Origin of the sequence: Fluviicola sp., from assembly GCF_039596395.1 — a bacterium.
Taxonomy (GTDB): Bacteria; Bacteroidota; Bacteroidia; order Flavobacteriales_D; family Crocinitomicaceae; genus Fluviicola.
In genome coordinates this window covers 204,742-220,548 of record NZ_JBCNJT010000002.1, presented here as the reverse complement: position 1 = coordinate 220,548, position 15,807 = coordinate 204,742, and the positions used below count along the sequence as shown (strand labels likewise).

13 protein-coding genes are annotated in these 15,807 nt (G+C 42.8%); 10 read left to right on the top strand and 3 right to left on the bottom strand.

The genetic code is table 11. From position 1 onward, the window contains the following. Window positions 1-6 precede the first annotated feature (6 nt). The 9 genes from nusG (at window position 7) to ABDW02_RS10025 (ending at window position 12,632) form a co-directional block, all read left to right on the top strand. Window positions 7-558, top strand: a complete 552-nt coding sequence (nusG, locus tag ABDW02_RS10065; RefSeq protein ID WP_124746866.1) for a transcription termination/antitermination protein NusG — start codon at window positions 7-9, stop codon at window positions 556-558. 83 nt (window positions 559-641) lie between these two features. Continuing rightward, window positions 642-1,088, top strand: a complete 447-nt coding sequence (gene rplK, locus ABDW02_RS10060) for a 50S ribosomal protein L11 (protein ID WP_343634431.1) — start codon at window positions 642-644, stop codon at window positions 1,086-1,088. A gap of 11 nt (window positions 1,089-1,099) precedes the next feature. Continuing rightward, window positions 1,100-1,795, top strand: coding sequence for a 50S ribosomal protein L1 (gene rplA, locus ABDW02_RS10055; RefSeq protein WP_343634430.1), 696 nt, complete (start codon window positions 1,100-1,102; stop codon window positions 1,793-1,795). An 11-nt stretch (window positions 1,796-1,806) separates the two neighbouring features. Further along, window positions 1,807-2,328 (top strand): 50S ribosomal protein L10, encoded by a 522-nt coding sequence (gene rplJ, locus ABDW02_RS10050; RefSeq protein ID WP_343634429.1) that lies wholly within the window; start codon window positions 1,807-1,809, stop codon window positions 2,326-2,328. A 59-nt stretch (window positions 2,329-2,387) separates the two neighbouring features. Next, a complete protein-coding gene (rplL, locus tag ABDW02_RS10045) occupies window positions 2,388-2,765 on the top strand; it encodes a 50S ribosomal protein L7/L12 (RefSeq protein WP_343634428.1) in 378 nt (125 codons plus the stop codon). A gap of 114 nt (window positions 2,766-2,879) precedes the next feature. Then, entirely contained in the window at window positions 2,880-6,692 is a 3,813-nt protein-coding gene (rpoB, locus tag ABDW02_RS10040; protein WP_343634427.1) for a DNA-directed RNA polymerase subunit beta, read from the top strand. 49 nt (window positions 6,693-6,741) lie between these two features. After that, on the top strand, window positions 6,742-11,022 hold the full coding sequence (rpoC, locus tag ABDW02_RS10035) for a DNA-directed RNA polymerase subunit beta' (protein WP_343634426.1): 4,281 nt from the start codon (window positions 6,742-6,744) through the stop codon (window positions 11,020-11,022). A 111-nt stretch (window positions 11,023-11,133) separates the two neighbouring features. After that, window positions 11,134-12,021, top strand: coding sequence for a T9SS type A sorting domain-containing protein (locus ABDW02_RS10030; protein ID WP_343634425.1), 888 nt, complete (start codon window positions 11,134-11,136; stop codon window positions 12,019-12,021). Window positions 12,022-12,101: 80 nt separating this feature from the next. Beyond that, on the top strand, window positions 12,102-12,632 hold the full coding sequence (locus ABDW02_RS10025) for a hypothetical protein (protein ID WP_343634424.1): 531 nt from the start codon (window positions 12,102-12,104) through the stop codon (window positions 12,630-12,632). A 32-nt stretch (window positions 12,633-12,664) separates the two neighbouring features. Here ABDW02_RS10025 and ABDW02_RS10020 read toward each other — a convergent pair whose 3' ends face one another. The 3 genes from ABDW02_RS10020 to ABDW02_RS10010 form a co-directional block, all read right to left on the bottom strand. Then, the gene (locus ABDW02_RS10020; protein WP_343634423.1) at window positions 12,665-13,294 is read right to left on the bottom strand and encodes an outer membrane beta-barrel protein; all 630 of its coding nucleotides are present in this window, start codon (window positions 13,292-13,294) and stop codon (window positions 12,665-12,667) included. Window positions 13,295-13,420: 126 nt separating this feature from the next. Next, window positions 13,421-14,350 carry a hypothetical protein gene (locus tag ABDW02_RS10015; RefSeq protein ID WP_343634422.1) on the bottom strand — a complete coding sequence of 310 codons (930 nt, stop codon included), beginning with the start codon at window positions 14,348-14,350 and terminating at the stop codon, window positions 13,421-13,423. 77 nt (window positions 14,351-14,427) lie between these two features. After that, window positions 14,428-15,309, bottom strand: a complete 882-nt coding sequence (locus ABDW02_RS10010) for a DMT family transporter (protein ID WP_343634421.1) — start codon at window positions 15,307-15,309, stop codon at window positions 14,428-14,430. 180 nt (window positions 15,310-15,489) lie between these two features. Between ABDW02_RS10010 and ABDW02_RS10005 the strand changes: the two genes are divergently transcribed. After that, on the top strand, window positions 15,490-15,798 hold the full coding sequence (locus ABDW02_RS10005) for a DUF3467 domain-containing protein (RefSeq protein ID WP_343634420.1): 309 nt from the start codon (window positions 15,490-15,492) through the stop codon (window positions 15,796-15,798). Window positions 15,799-15,807: the final 9 nt, after the last annotated feature.

Here is a 15,807-nt window from a genome sequence, read left to right as displayed (position 1 = left end):
AGAAAAATGGGAGATATTAAAAAACGTTGGTACGTAGTGCGTGCAGTGAGTGGAAAAGAGAAAAAGGTAAAAGAATACCTGGATCTGGAGATTTCCCGTTTAAAGCTGGACGATTATGTATCTCAGGTATTGATTCCGACTGAGAAAGTTTTTCAGATCCGTAACGGAAAGAAAATCTCGAAGGAAAAAGCGTATTTACCAGGATATGTATTGATCGAAGCGGCATTGATCGGTGAGGTTCCTCACGTGATCAAGGGAATTCCGAATGTAATCGGGTTCCTGGGTGCTGAAAAAGGAGGTGATCCTCAACCGATGCGTTTGTCCGAAGTAAATCGAATTTTAGGTAAGGTAGACGAATTATCCGAAACAGAAGAGGAAGTAAAAATCCCATTCGTTATCGGAGAGTCTGTGAAAGTGATCGACGGACCATTCAACAATTTCTCCGGAGTTATTGACGAGATCAATGAAGAGAAGAAGAAATTGAAAGTAATGGTTAAGATCTTCGGTCGCAAGAACCTTCTTGAGCTTAGCTACATGCAAGTAGAAAAAGAAGGGTAAACATGTATTAACCGCAGCAGTGGGATTATTGATTAAAGCTTCCCTTTAACGCCCACGTTACGACTGCATAATTTAAATAAACAATGGCTAAAGAAGTAGCAGCATTGATCAAATTACAGATCAAAGGTGGTCAAGCCAATCCAGCTCCTCCGGTTGGTCCTGCACTAGGTGCGAAAGGGGTCAACATTATGGAATTCTGCAAGCAGTATAATGCTCGTACGCAGGATAAGCCAGGAAAGGTTTTACCATGTGTGATTACTGTGTACAGTGACAAATCATTTGATTTCGTCATCAAAACTCCTCCAGCAGCTGTGCAAATTATCGAAAGCGCTAAGTTGAAAAAAGGTTCTTCTGAGCCTAACAAGAGCAAAGTTGGTACCATGACATGGGATCAAATTCGCGTTATCGCTGAAGATAAAATGCCGGATATGAATTGTTTTACTGTTGATTCAGCTATGTCTATGGTAGCTGGTACAGCACGTAGTATGGGTGTAACTGTTAAAGGAGGTGAAGCTCCTGCAACTAAATAATCGCAAGCATCATGGGAAGAATTTCTAAAAAAAGAAAAGAGGTTTTAGCAAAGTATGATTTGACTAAAACTTACACCTTGGTAGAAGCGTGTGATTTAGTGAAGAACATTACAACTACTAAGTTCGATGCATCAGTAGATATTTCAGTACGCCTGGGAGTAGATCCACGTAAAGCGAACCAGATGGTTCGTGGTACTGTTGCATTGCCTCACGGAACTGGTAAGGACGTACGAGTATTGGTACTTTGTACTCCTGACAAGGAAGCTGAAGCAAAAGCAGCTGGTGCTGAATTCGTTGGATTGGATGAATTCATTGACAAAATCAAAGGTGGTTGGACAGACATCGACGTAATTATTACAATGCCTTCAGTAATGGGTAAAGTAGGTGCATTAGGACGTATCCTGGGACCTCGCGGTTTAATGCCGAACCCTAAAACAGGTACTGTAACAATGGAAGTTGGTAAAGCTGTTGAAGAAGTGAAAGCAGGTAAAATTGATTTCAAAGTTGACAAATTCGGTAACATTCATACATCTGTTGGGAAAGCAAGCTTCGAAGGAGCTAAGATCCGTGACAATGCACATGAATTGATCCAACAGTTGATCAAATTGAAACCATCTGCTGCAAAAGGTACTTACATTAAAAGTATCTACATCAGCTCTACAATGTCTCCAAGTATCCAGGTTGATGCTAAGTCTGTTGTAGCTTAAAATCTTGAAGTATGAATAAAGATCAAAAAGCACAGTACATTGAAGATCTTGCTCAAGATTTATCGAAAGCAAATATCTTCTATCTTGCAGATACAGCAGCTCTTACAGTAGAAACAATTAACCAGTTACGCCGTCGTTGTTTTCAGCAAGGTATCGAACTACGTGTAGTTAAGAACACTTTGTTGGCTAAGGCAATGGCTAAGGTTGAAGGTAGAAATTACGATAACTTGGCATCCGTGTTGAGTGGTCCGACATCTATCATGTTCTCTGAAGTAGGAAACGCTCCTGCAAAATTGATTAAAGATTTCCGCAAAAAGAATGATAAGCCAATCCTGAAAGGAGCTTATATTGAAGAAGCAGTATTTATTGGTGATAACCAATTGGATGCGCTGGAAGCAATCAAGTCTCGTGAAGAATTGATCGGTGATATCATCGGATTACTACAAAGCCCGGCGAAAAATGTTATTTCCGGTCTTACAGGTGGTGGTTCCAAAATTGCCGGAATCCTTAAAACGCTCGAAGAAAGAGCATAATGCTGAATAAGCAGAATTAAACAAAATTATTTAAGAACCTTTTTTAAAAATTAATAAAAATGGCTGATTTAAAACAAATCGCAGAAACGCTAGTAAACTTGACAGTTAAAGAAGTAAACGAACTAGCTACAATCTTGAAAGACGAATACGGTATTGAGCCTGCAGCTGCTGCTCCGGTTATGATGGCTGGTGGTGCTGCTGGTGGTGGTGAAGCTGCTGCTGAAAAAACTGAATTCGACGTAATCCTGAAATCAGGTGGTGCTAACAAACTTGCAGTAGTTAAGTTGGTTAAAGAACTTACTGGTAACGGATTGAAAGAATCTAAAGACATCGTTGACGGAGCTCCTGCTACTTTGAAAGAAGCAGTTTCTAAAGACGAGGCTGAAGGTCTTAAGAAAGCATTGGAAGAAGCTGGTGCTGAAGTAGAGATCAAGTAATTAGTTACAAAATTTTGCAGGAAAGGTGTCCCGACGAAATGTCGGGATGCCTTAACCTGTTTTCCGGCGTTTAGCCAAATTTTAAAGTCCTTTTCTCATTAAATTTATTTCGCCTTGGCAACAACAAGCAATACATCAACGAGAATTAATTTTGCTTCCAGCAAAAATCAGTTCGCTTATCCGGATTTTCTGGATATTCAGCTTAAATCCTTCCAGGAGTTCTTCCAATTGGAAACAACACCTGAGAATCGTGAAAGTGAAGGATTGTTCAAGGTATTTGCGGAGAATTTCCCAATTACTGACACACGAAATCAATTCGTGTTGGAGTTCCTTGATTATTTCATCGACCCACCCCGTTACACTATTGATGAGTGTATCGAAAGAGGTTTAACTTACAGCGTTCCGCTAAAGGCTAAACTAAAATTATATTGTACAGACCCTGAGCACGAAGATTTCGAAACAATCGTGCAGGATGTATACTTAGGTACAATTCCATACATGACTCCAAAAGGTTCTTTCGTAATCAATGGTGCCGAGCGTGTAATTGTTTCCCAGTTGCACCGTTCACCAGGGGTATTCTTCGGTCAGAGCCGTCACGCTAACGGTACTAAATTGTACTCTGCGCGTGTGATTCCTTTCAAGGGATCCTGGATCGAATTCGCAACGGATATCAACAGCGTAATGTATGCTTACATCGACCGTAAGAAGAAATTGCCTGTGACAACTCTTTTCCGTGCGATCGGATATGAAACAGATAAAGATATTCTAGAAATATTCGGATTAGCTGACGAAGTGAAAGCTAATAAGGCTAATTTGAAAAAATGCGTTGGTAGACGACTGGCTGCTCGTGTATTGAAGTCTTGGATTGAGGACTTTGGAGACGAAGATACAGGAGAAGTAGTATCTATCGAACGTAACGAGGTAATCCTTGACCGTGAAACCGTATTGGAAGATCACCACATTGATGAGATCATTGATGCAGGTGTGAAAACAGTTATTTTCCACAAAGAGGATGCTAACACAGCTGATTATACGATTATCTACAACACGCTTCAGAAAGATACTTCCAACTCGGAGAAAGAAGCAGTTGAGCACATCTACCGTCAGTTGCGTAATGCTGAACCACCTGATTATGAAACTGCAAAAGGAGTATTCGAGAAATTGTTCTTCTCCGATGCACGTTACGACTTAGGTGAAGTAGGTCGTTACAGAATGAATAAGAAGTTGAACATCGATAACTCGGAAGAGTCTCGTGTGTTGACTAAAAATGATATTCTTTCGATCATCAAGTACCTGATCGAATTGATCAACTCCAAGGCGGATGTGGATGATATTGACCACTTGTCAAATCGTCGCGTTCGTACGGTAGGTGAACAATTGTACGCTCAGTTTGGTGTTGGTTTGGCTCGTATGGCCCGTACAATTCGTGAACGTATGAACGTTCGTGATAACGAGGTCTTTACTCCGATCGACTTGATCAACGCGAAGACTTTGTCTTCCGTAATCAACTCGTTCTTCGGAACAAACCAGTTGTCTCAGTTTATGGATCAGACCAACCCGCTTTCCGAGGTAACTCACAAGCGTCGTTTGTCTGCACTAGGACCAGGTGGACTTTCCCGTGAAAGAGCAGGGTTCGAGGTTCGTGACGTTCACTATACGCACTACGGTCGTTTGTGTACGATTGAGACACCGGAAGGACCGAACATCGGTTTGATCTCTTCTTTGTGTGTATTCGCGAAGGTGAACAAACTTGGTTTCATCGAAACTCCTTACCGTTCGGTTGTAAACGGTAAAGTAGATATTTCTTCCGAGCCGATTTATTTATCAGCTGAAGAAGAAGATGCAAAAATGATCGCTCAGGCGAACGCGAAAGTGGACGAAAAAGGAAATTTCCTTTCAGAGGTTGTAAAAGCCCGTTACGAAGGAGACTTCCCGGTTGTTCCACCGACAGATTTGAACCTGATGGACGTTGGAGCTAACCAGATTGCATCGATTGCGGCATCATCCATTCCGTTCCTGGAGCATGATGATGCGAACCGTGCCTTGATGGGATCCAACATGCAGCGCCAGGCTGTTCCGTTGTTGAAACCACAGTCTCCGGTAGTTGGTACAGGAATCGAGCAATTAGTTGCTCGCGATTCCCGTGTATTGATCAACGCTGAGGGAACAGGAACAGTAGAGTACGTGGATGCAAACGAAATCGTGATCCGTTACGATTGGTCTGCTGATGACAAATTAGTAAGCTTTGATAGTGAAGTGACTCGTTACTCATTAACAAAATTCCAGAAAACAAACCAAAGTACAACAATCAACCTGAAGCCGATTGTTCGCAAAGGGGACCGCATTGAGAAAGGACAGGTTCTATGTGAAGGATACGCGACACAAGGAGGAGAGTTGGCATTGGGGCAAAACCTGAAAGTTGCATTCATGCCTTGGAAAGGGTATAACTTTGAGGATGCAATCGTTATTTCTGAGCGTGTTGTTCGTGACGATATCTTTACTTCAATCCATATTGACGAATACTCATTGGAGGTTCGTGATACAAAACGAGGAATGGAAGAATTAACTTCCGATATTCCGAACGTTTCTGAAGAAGCAACAAAAGATTTGGATGAGAACGGTTTGATCCGCATTGGTGCTGAGATCAAAGAAGGTGACATCCTGATCGGTAAGATTACTCCGAAAGGTGAAACGGATCCTTCTCCGGAAGAGAAGTTATTACGTGCAATCTTCGGTGATAAAGCGGGTGACGTGAAAGATGCTTCTTTGAAAGCTGGTCCGTCTCTTCGTGGTGTTGTTATTGAGAAAAAATTGTTCTCCCGTGCGATCAAAGATCGTAAGTCTAAAGCTCAGGACAAGCCGGTATTGGAAGTTCTGGATACAGAATACGACAAGGATTACGCAGAGTTGAAAGAAAAATTAGCTGATAAATTGATGACCGTTTTGGGTGAGAATAAATCAGCTGGTGTATTCAACAACTTCAAAGAAGAGATCATTAAGAAAGGAACGAAGTTCACTCACAAGAATTTGTTGATGATCGATTATACGATCGTGAATCCTACAAACTGGACAACTGATTCACACGTGAATGCATTGATTAGTCGTTTGTTGCACAACTTTACGATTAAAGCAAACGATTTGCTTGGAATCTACAAACGTAAGAAATTCCATATTTCAGTTGGAGATGAGCTACCTGCAGGTATCGTGAAAATGGCGAAAGTTTATGTTGCCCAGAAACGTAAGTTGAAAGTGGGTGATAAGATGGCTGGTCGTCACGGTAACAAAGGGATCGTTGCAAACATCGTTCGTGCTGAAGACATGCCGTTCTTAGAGGATGGAACACCGGTAGATATCGTATTGAATCCACTGGGGGTACCTTCCCGTATGAACCTGGGTCAGATTTACGAAACAGTACTTGGTTGGGCCGGAGAAAAATTGGGGGTGAAATTCGCTACTCCGATTTTCGATGGTGCTAAACCGGAAGAAATCAATGAATGGACAGATAAAGCGGGAGTTCCGCGTTCAGGTAAAACTTACCTGTACGACGGAGGTACCGGAGACCGTTTCCATCAGCCGGCAACAGTGGGTGTGATTTACATGTTGAAATTATCTCACATGGTTGACGACAAAATGCACGCGCGTTCAATCGGACCATACTCATTAATTACACAACAGCCATTGGGTGGTAAAGCCCAATTCGGAGGTCAGCGTTTTGGTGAGATGGAGGTTTGGGCTCTTGAAGCATTCGGAGCGGCTAATATCCTGCAGGAGATCCTGACAGTGAAATCCGATGACGTGATGGGTCGTGCGAAAGCGTACGAAGCGATCGTTAAAGGTGATAACATTCCGGAGCCGGGAATTCCAGAATCATTCAACGTATTGTTGCATGAATTGAGAGGTCTTGGATTGAATGTATCAATGGATTAAGATCTGGTTAGGAAACAAATTGTCAAATTGAATTAAAGAAAGTTATAACATGGCTTACAGAAAAGAAACACCGAAAAAACAAAGTAGCTTCAACAAGATTACGATCTCGTTGGCTTCTCCTGAGGTGATCCGCGATCAGTCAAGCGGTGAGGTACTCAAGCCTGAAACAATTAACTATCGTACCTATAAACCGGAAAGAGACGGATTGTTCTGTGAACGTATCTTCGGACCGGTAAAAGATTACGAATGTCATTGTGGTAAGTACAAGCGTATCCGATACAAAGGAATCGTTTGTGACCGTTGTGGTGTTGAGGTTACCGAGAAAAAGGTACGTCGTGAGCGTATGGGGCACATCTCTTTGGTGGTTCCTGTAGCACACATCTGGTATTTCCGTTCATTGCCGAACAAAATCGGTTATTTGTTAGGATTGCCAACAAAAAAATTGGATCAGATCATCTATTACGAGCGTTACGTAGTTATTCAGGCTGGTATCGCGAATAACCTGGATGGAACTTCCCTTTCCGAAAAAGATTTCTTAACGGAAGAAGAATACCTGGACATTTTGGATACACTTCCAAGAGAGAACCAGTATCTGGAAGATACAGATCCGAACAAATTCATCGCTAAGATGGGTGCTGAGGCATTGTATGACTTGTTGCGTAAATTGGATTTGGAAAGCCTTTCCTACCAGTTGCGTCACCAGGCAAATACAGAAACGTCTGTTCAACGTAAGCACGAAGCTCTGAAAAGACTTCAGGTTGTTGAAGCAATGCGTGAGTCTCAGACACGTATCGAGAACCGCCCGGAGTGGATGATCGTCAAAGTGGTTCCGGTTATTCCACCGGAATTGCGTCCGTTGGTTCCATTGGATGGTGGCCGTTTCGCAACATCGGATTTGAACGACCTTTACCGTCGTGTAATTATCCGTAACAACCGTTTGAAGCGTTTGATCGAGATCAAAGCTCCGGAAGTTATCTTGCGTAACGAGAAGCGTATGTTGCAGGAGGCTGTTGACTCTTTGTTCGACAACTCCCGTAAAGCTTCTGCGGTTAAAACAGAATCAAACCGTCCGTTGAAATCCCTTTCCGATTCCTTGAAAGGAAAACAAGGGCGTTTCCGTCAAAACTTATTGGGAAAACGTGTTGACTATTCTGCACGTTCCGTAATTGTTGTTGGGCCGGATTTGAAATTACACGAGTGTGGTTTGCCGAAAGACATGGCAGCGGAACTTTACAAACCGTTTATCATCCGCAAGATGATCGAGCGTGGTATCGTGAAGACGGTTAAATCTGCAAAGAAAATCGTTGACCGCAAAGAGCCTGTAGTTTGGGATATCTTAGAAAACGTATTGAAAGGACACCCGGTATTATTAAACCGTGCTCCTACGCTTCACCGTTTGGGTATCCAGGCATTCCAGCCGAAATTGATCGAAGGAAAAGCAATTCGTTTGCACCCGTTGGTAACTACGGCATTCAACGCCGATTTCGACGGTGACCAGATGGCAGTTCACTTACCATTGGGTAACGCTGCAATTTTGGAAGCACAATTGTTGATGCTTGCTTCTCACAACATTTTGAACCCTGCGAACGGAGCACCGATTGCGGTACCTTCCCAGGATATGGTCTTGGGTCTTTACTACATCACGAAAAAGCGTGTAAGTACAGAAGACCATAAGGTGAAAGGTGAGAATGGAATTTTCTACTCTCCGGAAGAAGTAATCATCGCGCACAACGAAGGAAAACTGGATCTTCACGCTCCGATCAAAGTAAAATCTTACGATTTGAACGAAGAAGGAATTCCAACACTTCAAATGATTGATACAACTTGCGGACGCGTATTGTTCAACGAGGTAGTTCCTCGCGAAGTAGGTTTCCTGAACGATGTATTGACGAAGAAAGCGCTTCGTGATATTATCGGTCACGTATTGAAAATCTGTGGAACGGCTAAAACAGCTAAGTTCCTGGATGATATCAAAGAATTGGGTTACGGTATGGCATTCCGCGGTGGATTGTCGTTCAACCTGGATCACATTATCATCCCGAAAGAAAAAGAAACACTGGTTGCGAAAGCTGAAACAGACGTGAAAGAGGTAATGGCCAACTATAACATGGGTCTTATCACGAATAACGAGCGTTACAACCAGATCATTGATATTTGGACGCATACCAACATCCGTTTGACGAATACGTTGATGGATCAGTTGAAGAATGACGATCAGGGATTCAACTCCATCTACATGATGTTTGACTCCGGAGCCCGTGGTTCGAAAGAACAGATCCGTCAGTTGTCCGGTATGCGTGGATTGATGGCGAAACCTCAAAAATCAGGAGCTTCTGCACAGGAAATTATCGAGAACCCGATCCTTTCCAACTTTAAAGAAGGTCTTTCGATTTTGGAGTACTTTATCTCTACTCACGGTGCGCGTAAAGGTTTGGCCGATACGGCATTGAAAACGGCGGATGCGGGTTACCTGACTCGTCGTTTGGTGGACGTTGCACAAGACGTTGTTATTAACGCAGTGGATTGTGGAACATTGAGAGGTTTGGTTGCGACTTCATTGAAGAAAAATGATGAGATCGTTGAGCCGTTGATCGATCGTATTTTAGGAAGAACATCTGTTCACGATATCTACAACCCTGAAACGGAGCAATTGATTGTTGCTGCAGGTGAGTTGATCTCTGAAACAGTTGCTGATGAAATCGAGAAAGCAGGTATTGAAGAGGTTGAGATCCGTTCGGTATTGACTTGTGAAATGCGTCGCGGAGTTTGTTCCAAGTGTTACGGACGTAACCTGGCAACTCACCGCCCTGCACAAGACGGAGATGCTGTTGGTGTAGTTGCTGCTCAGTCAATCGGTGAGCCGGGAACACAGTTAACACTACGTACATTCCACGTGGGGGGTACTGCATCCAACATTACGGATGAATCTGATTTGAAAGCAAAATCTGCAGGTAAGTTGGAAATCGACGAATTACGTACAATTACACGTAAAGGTTCCGATGGAACAACTAAGACGATCGTAGTTGGTCGTTCGGCAGAATTGAAAATTACTGATCCGAAAACCGGAGTTGCTTTGATGACTTCAAATATCCCTTACGGTGCCGAGTTATTGATTGACAATAACACGAACGTGAAAAAAGGGGATGTGATCTGTAAATGGGACCAGTATAACGCGGTGATCATTTCAGAGGTAGCAGGTAAAGTAGTATTTGAAAATATTATTGATGGGGTTACTTACCGTGAAGAAGTCGATGAGCAAACAGGATTTACTGAAAAAGTGATCATCGAATCCCGCGATAAGAAGAAAAACCCTGCGATCCACATTATCGATCCTAAGACGAAAGAAGTATTGCGTGAGTACAACATTCCGGTTGATTCCCATATTTCTGTAAACGAAGGAGATAAGATCGAAGAAGGTGTGATCCTTGTGAAGATTCCTCGTGTTGCTGGTAAGACAGGGGATATCACCGGAGGTCTTCCTCGTGTAACGGAATTATTCGAAGCACGTAACCCTTCCAACCCGGCTGTGGTTTCTGAAATCGACGGTATCGTTGAATTCGGTAAGATCAAGCGTGGTAACCGTGAGATCCAGGTGACTTCCAAGGCAGGTGACGTTCGTAAGTATTTGGTGCCGCTTTCCAAGCACATCTTAGTACAGGAGAACGATTTCACACGTGCAGGACAACCTTTATCAGACGGTGCAATTACACCGAACGATATCCTGAACATTCAGGGTCCGACGAAAGTACAAGAGTACATCGTAAATGAAATCCAGGAGGTTTACCGTCTACAAGGGGTAAAAATCAACGATAAGCATTTCGAAGTAATCGTTCGTCAGATGATGTTGAAAGTGGAGATCGTAGATGCAGGAGATACACGATTCCTGGAAGGACAATCTGTTCACAAGGCAGACTTCATGGAAGAGAATGACTCTATCTACGGAATGAAAGTAGTAGTTGACGCAGGTGATTCTACCACATTGAAAGCAGGTCAGATTGTTTCCGCACGTAAATTACGTGATGAGAACTCTCAGTTGAAGCGTGCTGACAAGCAGTTGGTTGAATCCCGTGATGCAGTTCCTGCAACTTCAACTCCATTGTTACAGGGTATTACACGTGCGTCATTGCAGACACAATCGTTCATCTCAGCTGCTTCCTTCCAGGAAACGACGAAAGTATTGAACGAGGCTGCAATCTCCGGAAAAGAAGATCACTTGTTAGGTTTGAAAGAAAACGTAATTGTTGGTCACTTGATCCCGGCTGGTACAGGTGTACGCCGCTTCCAGAAAGTACTTGTTGCAAACAAGGAAGAAATGGATGCAATCTCTTAAGATTTGATTATCTCATAAATAAAAATCCCCCTGACAGTATCTCAGGGGGATTTTTTTTCCAACCATTTGTACTTTTAGGTATTAGATGGTAAACATCTAAATCGATTTTGTATGAAGAAAATTTTATTTTTTGCATTCAGCATGTTATGTTGCTCATTCCTGGATGCTCAGACCATCAATTACCAGCCGCTGCACGGGGACTACACACAATATGTGTATCAGCATCAACATTGGGACGGAAGTCAAAATGTAGAAAACTTTCATAAGACAATCTGGTCCGGAGATACACTCATTGGAGGGCAGCATTATGTGCGCATTTTCCAGTTTGGCGTTTATGCCGGAGGAGTCAGAGAAGATATCCCTAATCAGAGACGTTTTTTTATTGACCTGAACAACCAGGAAAAGGAAATAACCATAAGCCCGTTTCTAACTACCGGGGCATTATTGACAGACAGTTCCGTTTTTTTGAATGCGTTTAGGAGTTATATACCTTTTATAGATGACTATTGTAATACCTGTGATACCTTGCAGGTAACGGCGGTAGACAGTATTCTTGAAGCAAACGGAACATACAGCGCAACCTATCATCTGGAAGTGCTGCCACAGCCAAATATTTCTTTTGATTACAATACGTACGAAGGATTAATAAACGTCAACGGATTTGAAGCCGGCGAACACCAGATTTGTTACCGTGAAGACGGAGAGCAAACTCCTCCGGGACAGGAAACCCCCTGGACAATTATGTGCGATTTGGGAATCAATGAGGCGCATTTGCTTCAGATTGAGTTGTTTCCGAATCCGGTGTCCGAATCGTTTAATCTTTCCGGAGATTTGGGGTTGATAACTGATCTGGCCATTTATAATATTAGCGGAATATTCATCAAACAAATTCCTTTGTCCGGGATAAATGCAGCGATCTCCATCAGTGATTTGAAAAGCGGAATCTATTTGCTTTCAGCGAATGGGAATCAAAAGGTGCTGAGATTCCAAAAAATGTAATTTAAATAAACAGAAATCCCGGATATTGAGTTCGGGATTTTTTATTTTTAGATACATGTAATCTCAAAATACATTGCGTTATGAATGATCTTTTGAAGAAAATAGCAGGTATTGCTTTCGTTGGTTTCCTTTTTTCGAATACGTGTTGTGCTCAAATCGAACAAGCCAGGCATTCCGGTTCTGGTGCAAAAACAGCAGTTGCCAAAGATGACATTACCTGTTTTTACATGATTGACCGGGTTTACACGGATCCACGAAATCCCGACAGGAGAACGGTAGTCGGTGGACTGAATTTTTTCCAGGTAGAAGAGGGGAAGATCAGTGTGGCAGCCCGAACTCCTAAGACTTCCTTCTTTTTCAATGGAACAGTGGATAGTTTGGAAACAGTGGTTGTTGATGGTGTGTCGACTATTCGTGTGCATGCTACGAACAGTTTCAACAGCCCGACGGTTTACCCTTATGTTTTTGAAATATCGCAACCGGAAGGCGGGCCGGTATCCATTTATGCCCGCCGGATGCGAAGTACAAGTTTCCAGTATTTCTTTGAAGTGCATAAAGCAAGCGCCAGGGAAATTGAAGAAACCCGTGCAAATGCTACGAAACAAAAATAAAAAAACCGATTCAGTGACCGGTTTCTTGCATATTATTCGGCAGACTTGCCTTTTTTAAAGGTGTAGTACAATCCGATTGAAAAACGACTGGCTAAAGTACTTGCATTAAATCCCAAATCCCGGAAAACAGAGCCACCATAATGCATTTCATTATATCCGAGAACATTCATAGATCCGAATACGGAGAATCGGGGAGACAAATCGTAGAAAAATCCGGCGGTTAAACTGGCATTCAACGTTTGCTGGTTGTAACTATCGTTCGGAAAAACAATGTACCCGTTTTCCGGACCCCAATAGGTAGCGGTACTTGATCTGCCGGCATTGTAGGAAACTCCGATCCCTAAAAACGGCTTGAAGTTATTTTTCCCGAATAAGTACCGTGAATGGATGCTTCCTCCCAAACCATACGATTTGGTTTTTGTCTGGTCTTTGTTGGAAACGGAGGAGCCAGCATAGCCAATTCCAAACCCCAATTGAATATGATCCGTTAAAAAAGTTCCAACTTCCGGGGAAACATTCCAGGTAGCTCTTTTTTGAGACAAACCTCCGTTTGTGGTATTTCCCATAGAAGCACCTGCACTTCCTCCCAGATACCAGGATCCTTTTTGTCCGTAAACGGTTGTGCCTAAGATCAAGGCACCGATTAAGGTGATTTTTTTCATAAAAATTGTTTGTCGATGTGGGCCAAAATTAGAAACATTCCGTTTGTTCGCTGAGAGATTAGCATTTATTGGGAAATAAAAAAGGAGCTCCGTAAAGAACTCCTTTCAAAATCAATAGATTGGATATTACTGAGAAATAATCGGTTTCAAACCTCTCAATCCCATATCTGTCGGATAATCTCCTGCTCCCGGTTCGTATTTCCCATCTGTGTTGGCATCGTACCACTCAAAACTTTTGTTGGTGGAAAGAGACATCGTACAAATGATATCCTGTGTTTCGTTTCCTGTAATGGTAAAAGGCGTATCAAAATTACCCGTTACTACGCATGAACCTGCCGGTACCGGAGATGTTGCCGATAATGGATTCGGAACTGTTGTTGCCGTTGCCTGGCCCTGAACTACGATTCCCAGGTTTTCAAATGCCCAGTAACCTTGTAATTTATTCCCGTTGATGTTCACAGTTGTGTTCCATACTTTGTAGTTGGTAATATATGTGTTGAAACCTACGAAAGAAGCCAGACGTCCGTTGTAATCAGCACCGTTGTAGCGGTAATCAAGCGAATAGTTCTGGTAAGTCAAAGACATACGCACCCAATTATAAGTATCCGGAGAAATGTTCTTCAAAGGAATTTTCATGAAAACTTCGTTGTCTCCTTTGATAATCGCTTTGCTGAAATCAACCGCGTTGGCTCCGCCTGCTGTTGTTTCCGCTCCGTGGTACAGGATTTCACCTGCTCCCAATTGGGTGTACATATTTTGAGCAAATTCAATGTAGTGTGCACTCATTCCGTAAAATACCGGCGACTGGGCAGCATGATCCGCAGGAATCGTTGCCGGGTTTCCGAAATTATCCAGGCGAGGTGCCAGGGAATCAAAATGCAATTTTACGATTAAGTAAGGACCTGTTTCAGTCTCTTCTTCAGGATACGTACAACTTCCGTCATCGGAATTTGCATTGGCGTTGTAGTTCGTTGCGTTGGCATCCGTACAGCCTTTTTTCTTACATCCTACTGAGATTGCTGCAAGCAGGACAAATAGAAGCGTTAGTTTTTTCATGTTTAGTGTTTTCGAGAGACAAAAATAGGCAAAATAAAAGACTTGTTTCGGAATATAACGCATCCGGGATCACCTGGTTACTTCCGGTTGATCATATAAACGGCCGCGATACCCAGCAACCCGCCGATAATCGTATGGATTTCCAGCTTTTCGCCCAGGATGGCAAAAGAAAACAGCGCAGCACTGAAAGGTACAATAAAGATAAAACTGCTGGCCTTTTCAGCCCCGATTTTAGAAGTCGCGAAAAAGTATGTGGTGGTAGCCAGCGTCACCGTAATGACACTTGAGAAAAGCACATTTCCCCAGAAACGCATATCCGTTTCCTGGATTAATTGACCGATTTCTGTAAAGTTTACGAAAGGAACCAGGCAAGCCAGTGTTACCACGTACATCCACCAGGTGAAAGCGAAGGGAGAACCGTATTTCGCAGATTTCGATGTAAATTTGCTCATAACTGCCCAAATCAGGGCACTTAGCAGGAAGTAAAGATTGCCGGGTGTGGCAAAGATATCGTCATTTCCCCAAACTTTTAAAAGGCTTAACCCGGCTGTTATCCCGAACAATAATCCGATGAATTCATTCCTGGTGGGCCTTTTCCAGTCGATGAGCATGCCCAGTCCGTAAGCCATTACCGGGTTCAAAGTAGTTACCAAAATTCCGCCTGCTCCCGGGCTACCGTTCTTTAATCCGGCCAGGAAGGTGTAATTGTAAGTTGCCATAAGAATTCCGGCACAAACCATAAAAGGAATTCCTTTCCGGGAAATGATAAATTTCGTTTTTAAGGGAATTAACAGAAGCAACAGGCTGACGATAACAAAAGCGTAACGAAAAACACCCAAGGCAACAGGACTTCCGAAGGAGGTTAATACCTTATTTGCCGGCCAGCTGATTCCCCAAATGATCATACTGCAAACCATCAGGATGGTCAGTAGCGATTGAGAACTCTGTTTTTCTTCCATGGCGCAAAATTAATCAATATTCAACGACTTCCGATTGATGAATCCGGGACTTTTTTGCAGGAACAGTGGATTCTTGGAACATCATCCTGCCACATGCTTCACAGTCTCATTTTGGTTCTCCCTGCGATTCTGGTTCTCATTCTCGCTCTGTTTCTCATTCTGTTTTCGTATTTTCGTCGCATGGAAAAGAACGACAATCAGATCAACATTGAGCTAAACGAAGAATTGGCAGAAGGTGTTTATTCCAATTTGGCAATTATCACGCATTCACAATCCGAATTTGTGGTGGATTTTATTCAAATGATGCCGGGAATGCCGAAAGCAAAAGTGCGCTCAAGAGTAGTGATGTCTCCGCAGAATGCAAAACGCTTGATGCGTGCATTGGCTGAGAATGTCCAAAAATATGAGCAGGTGAACGGAGTCATTAATGACATTGATACACCTCCGTTTCCACCCATGAATTTTGGCGGAACAACAAACCAGGCTTAAATTAAACGA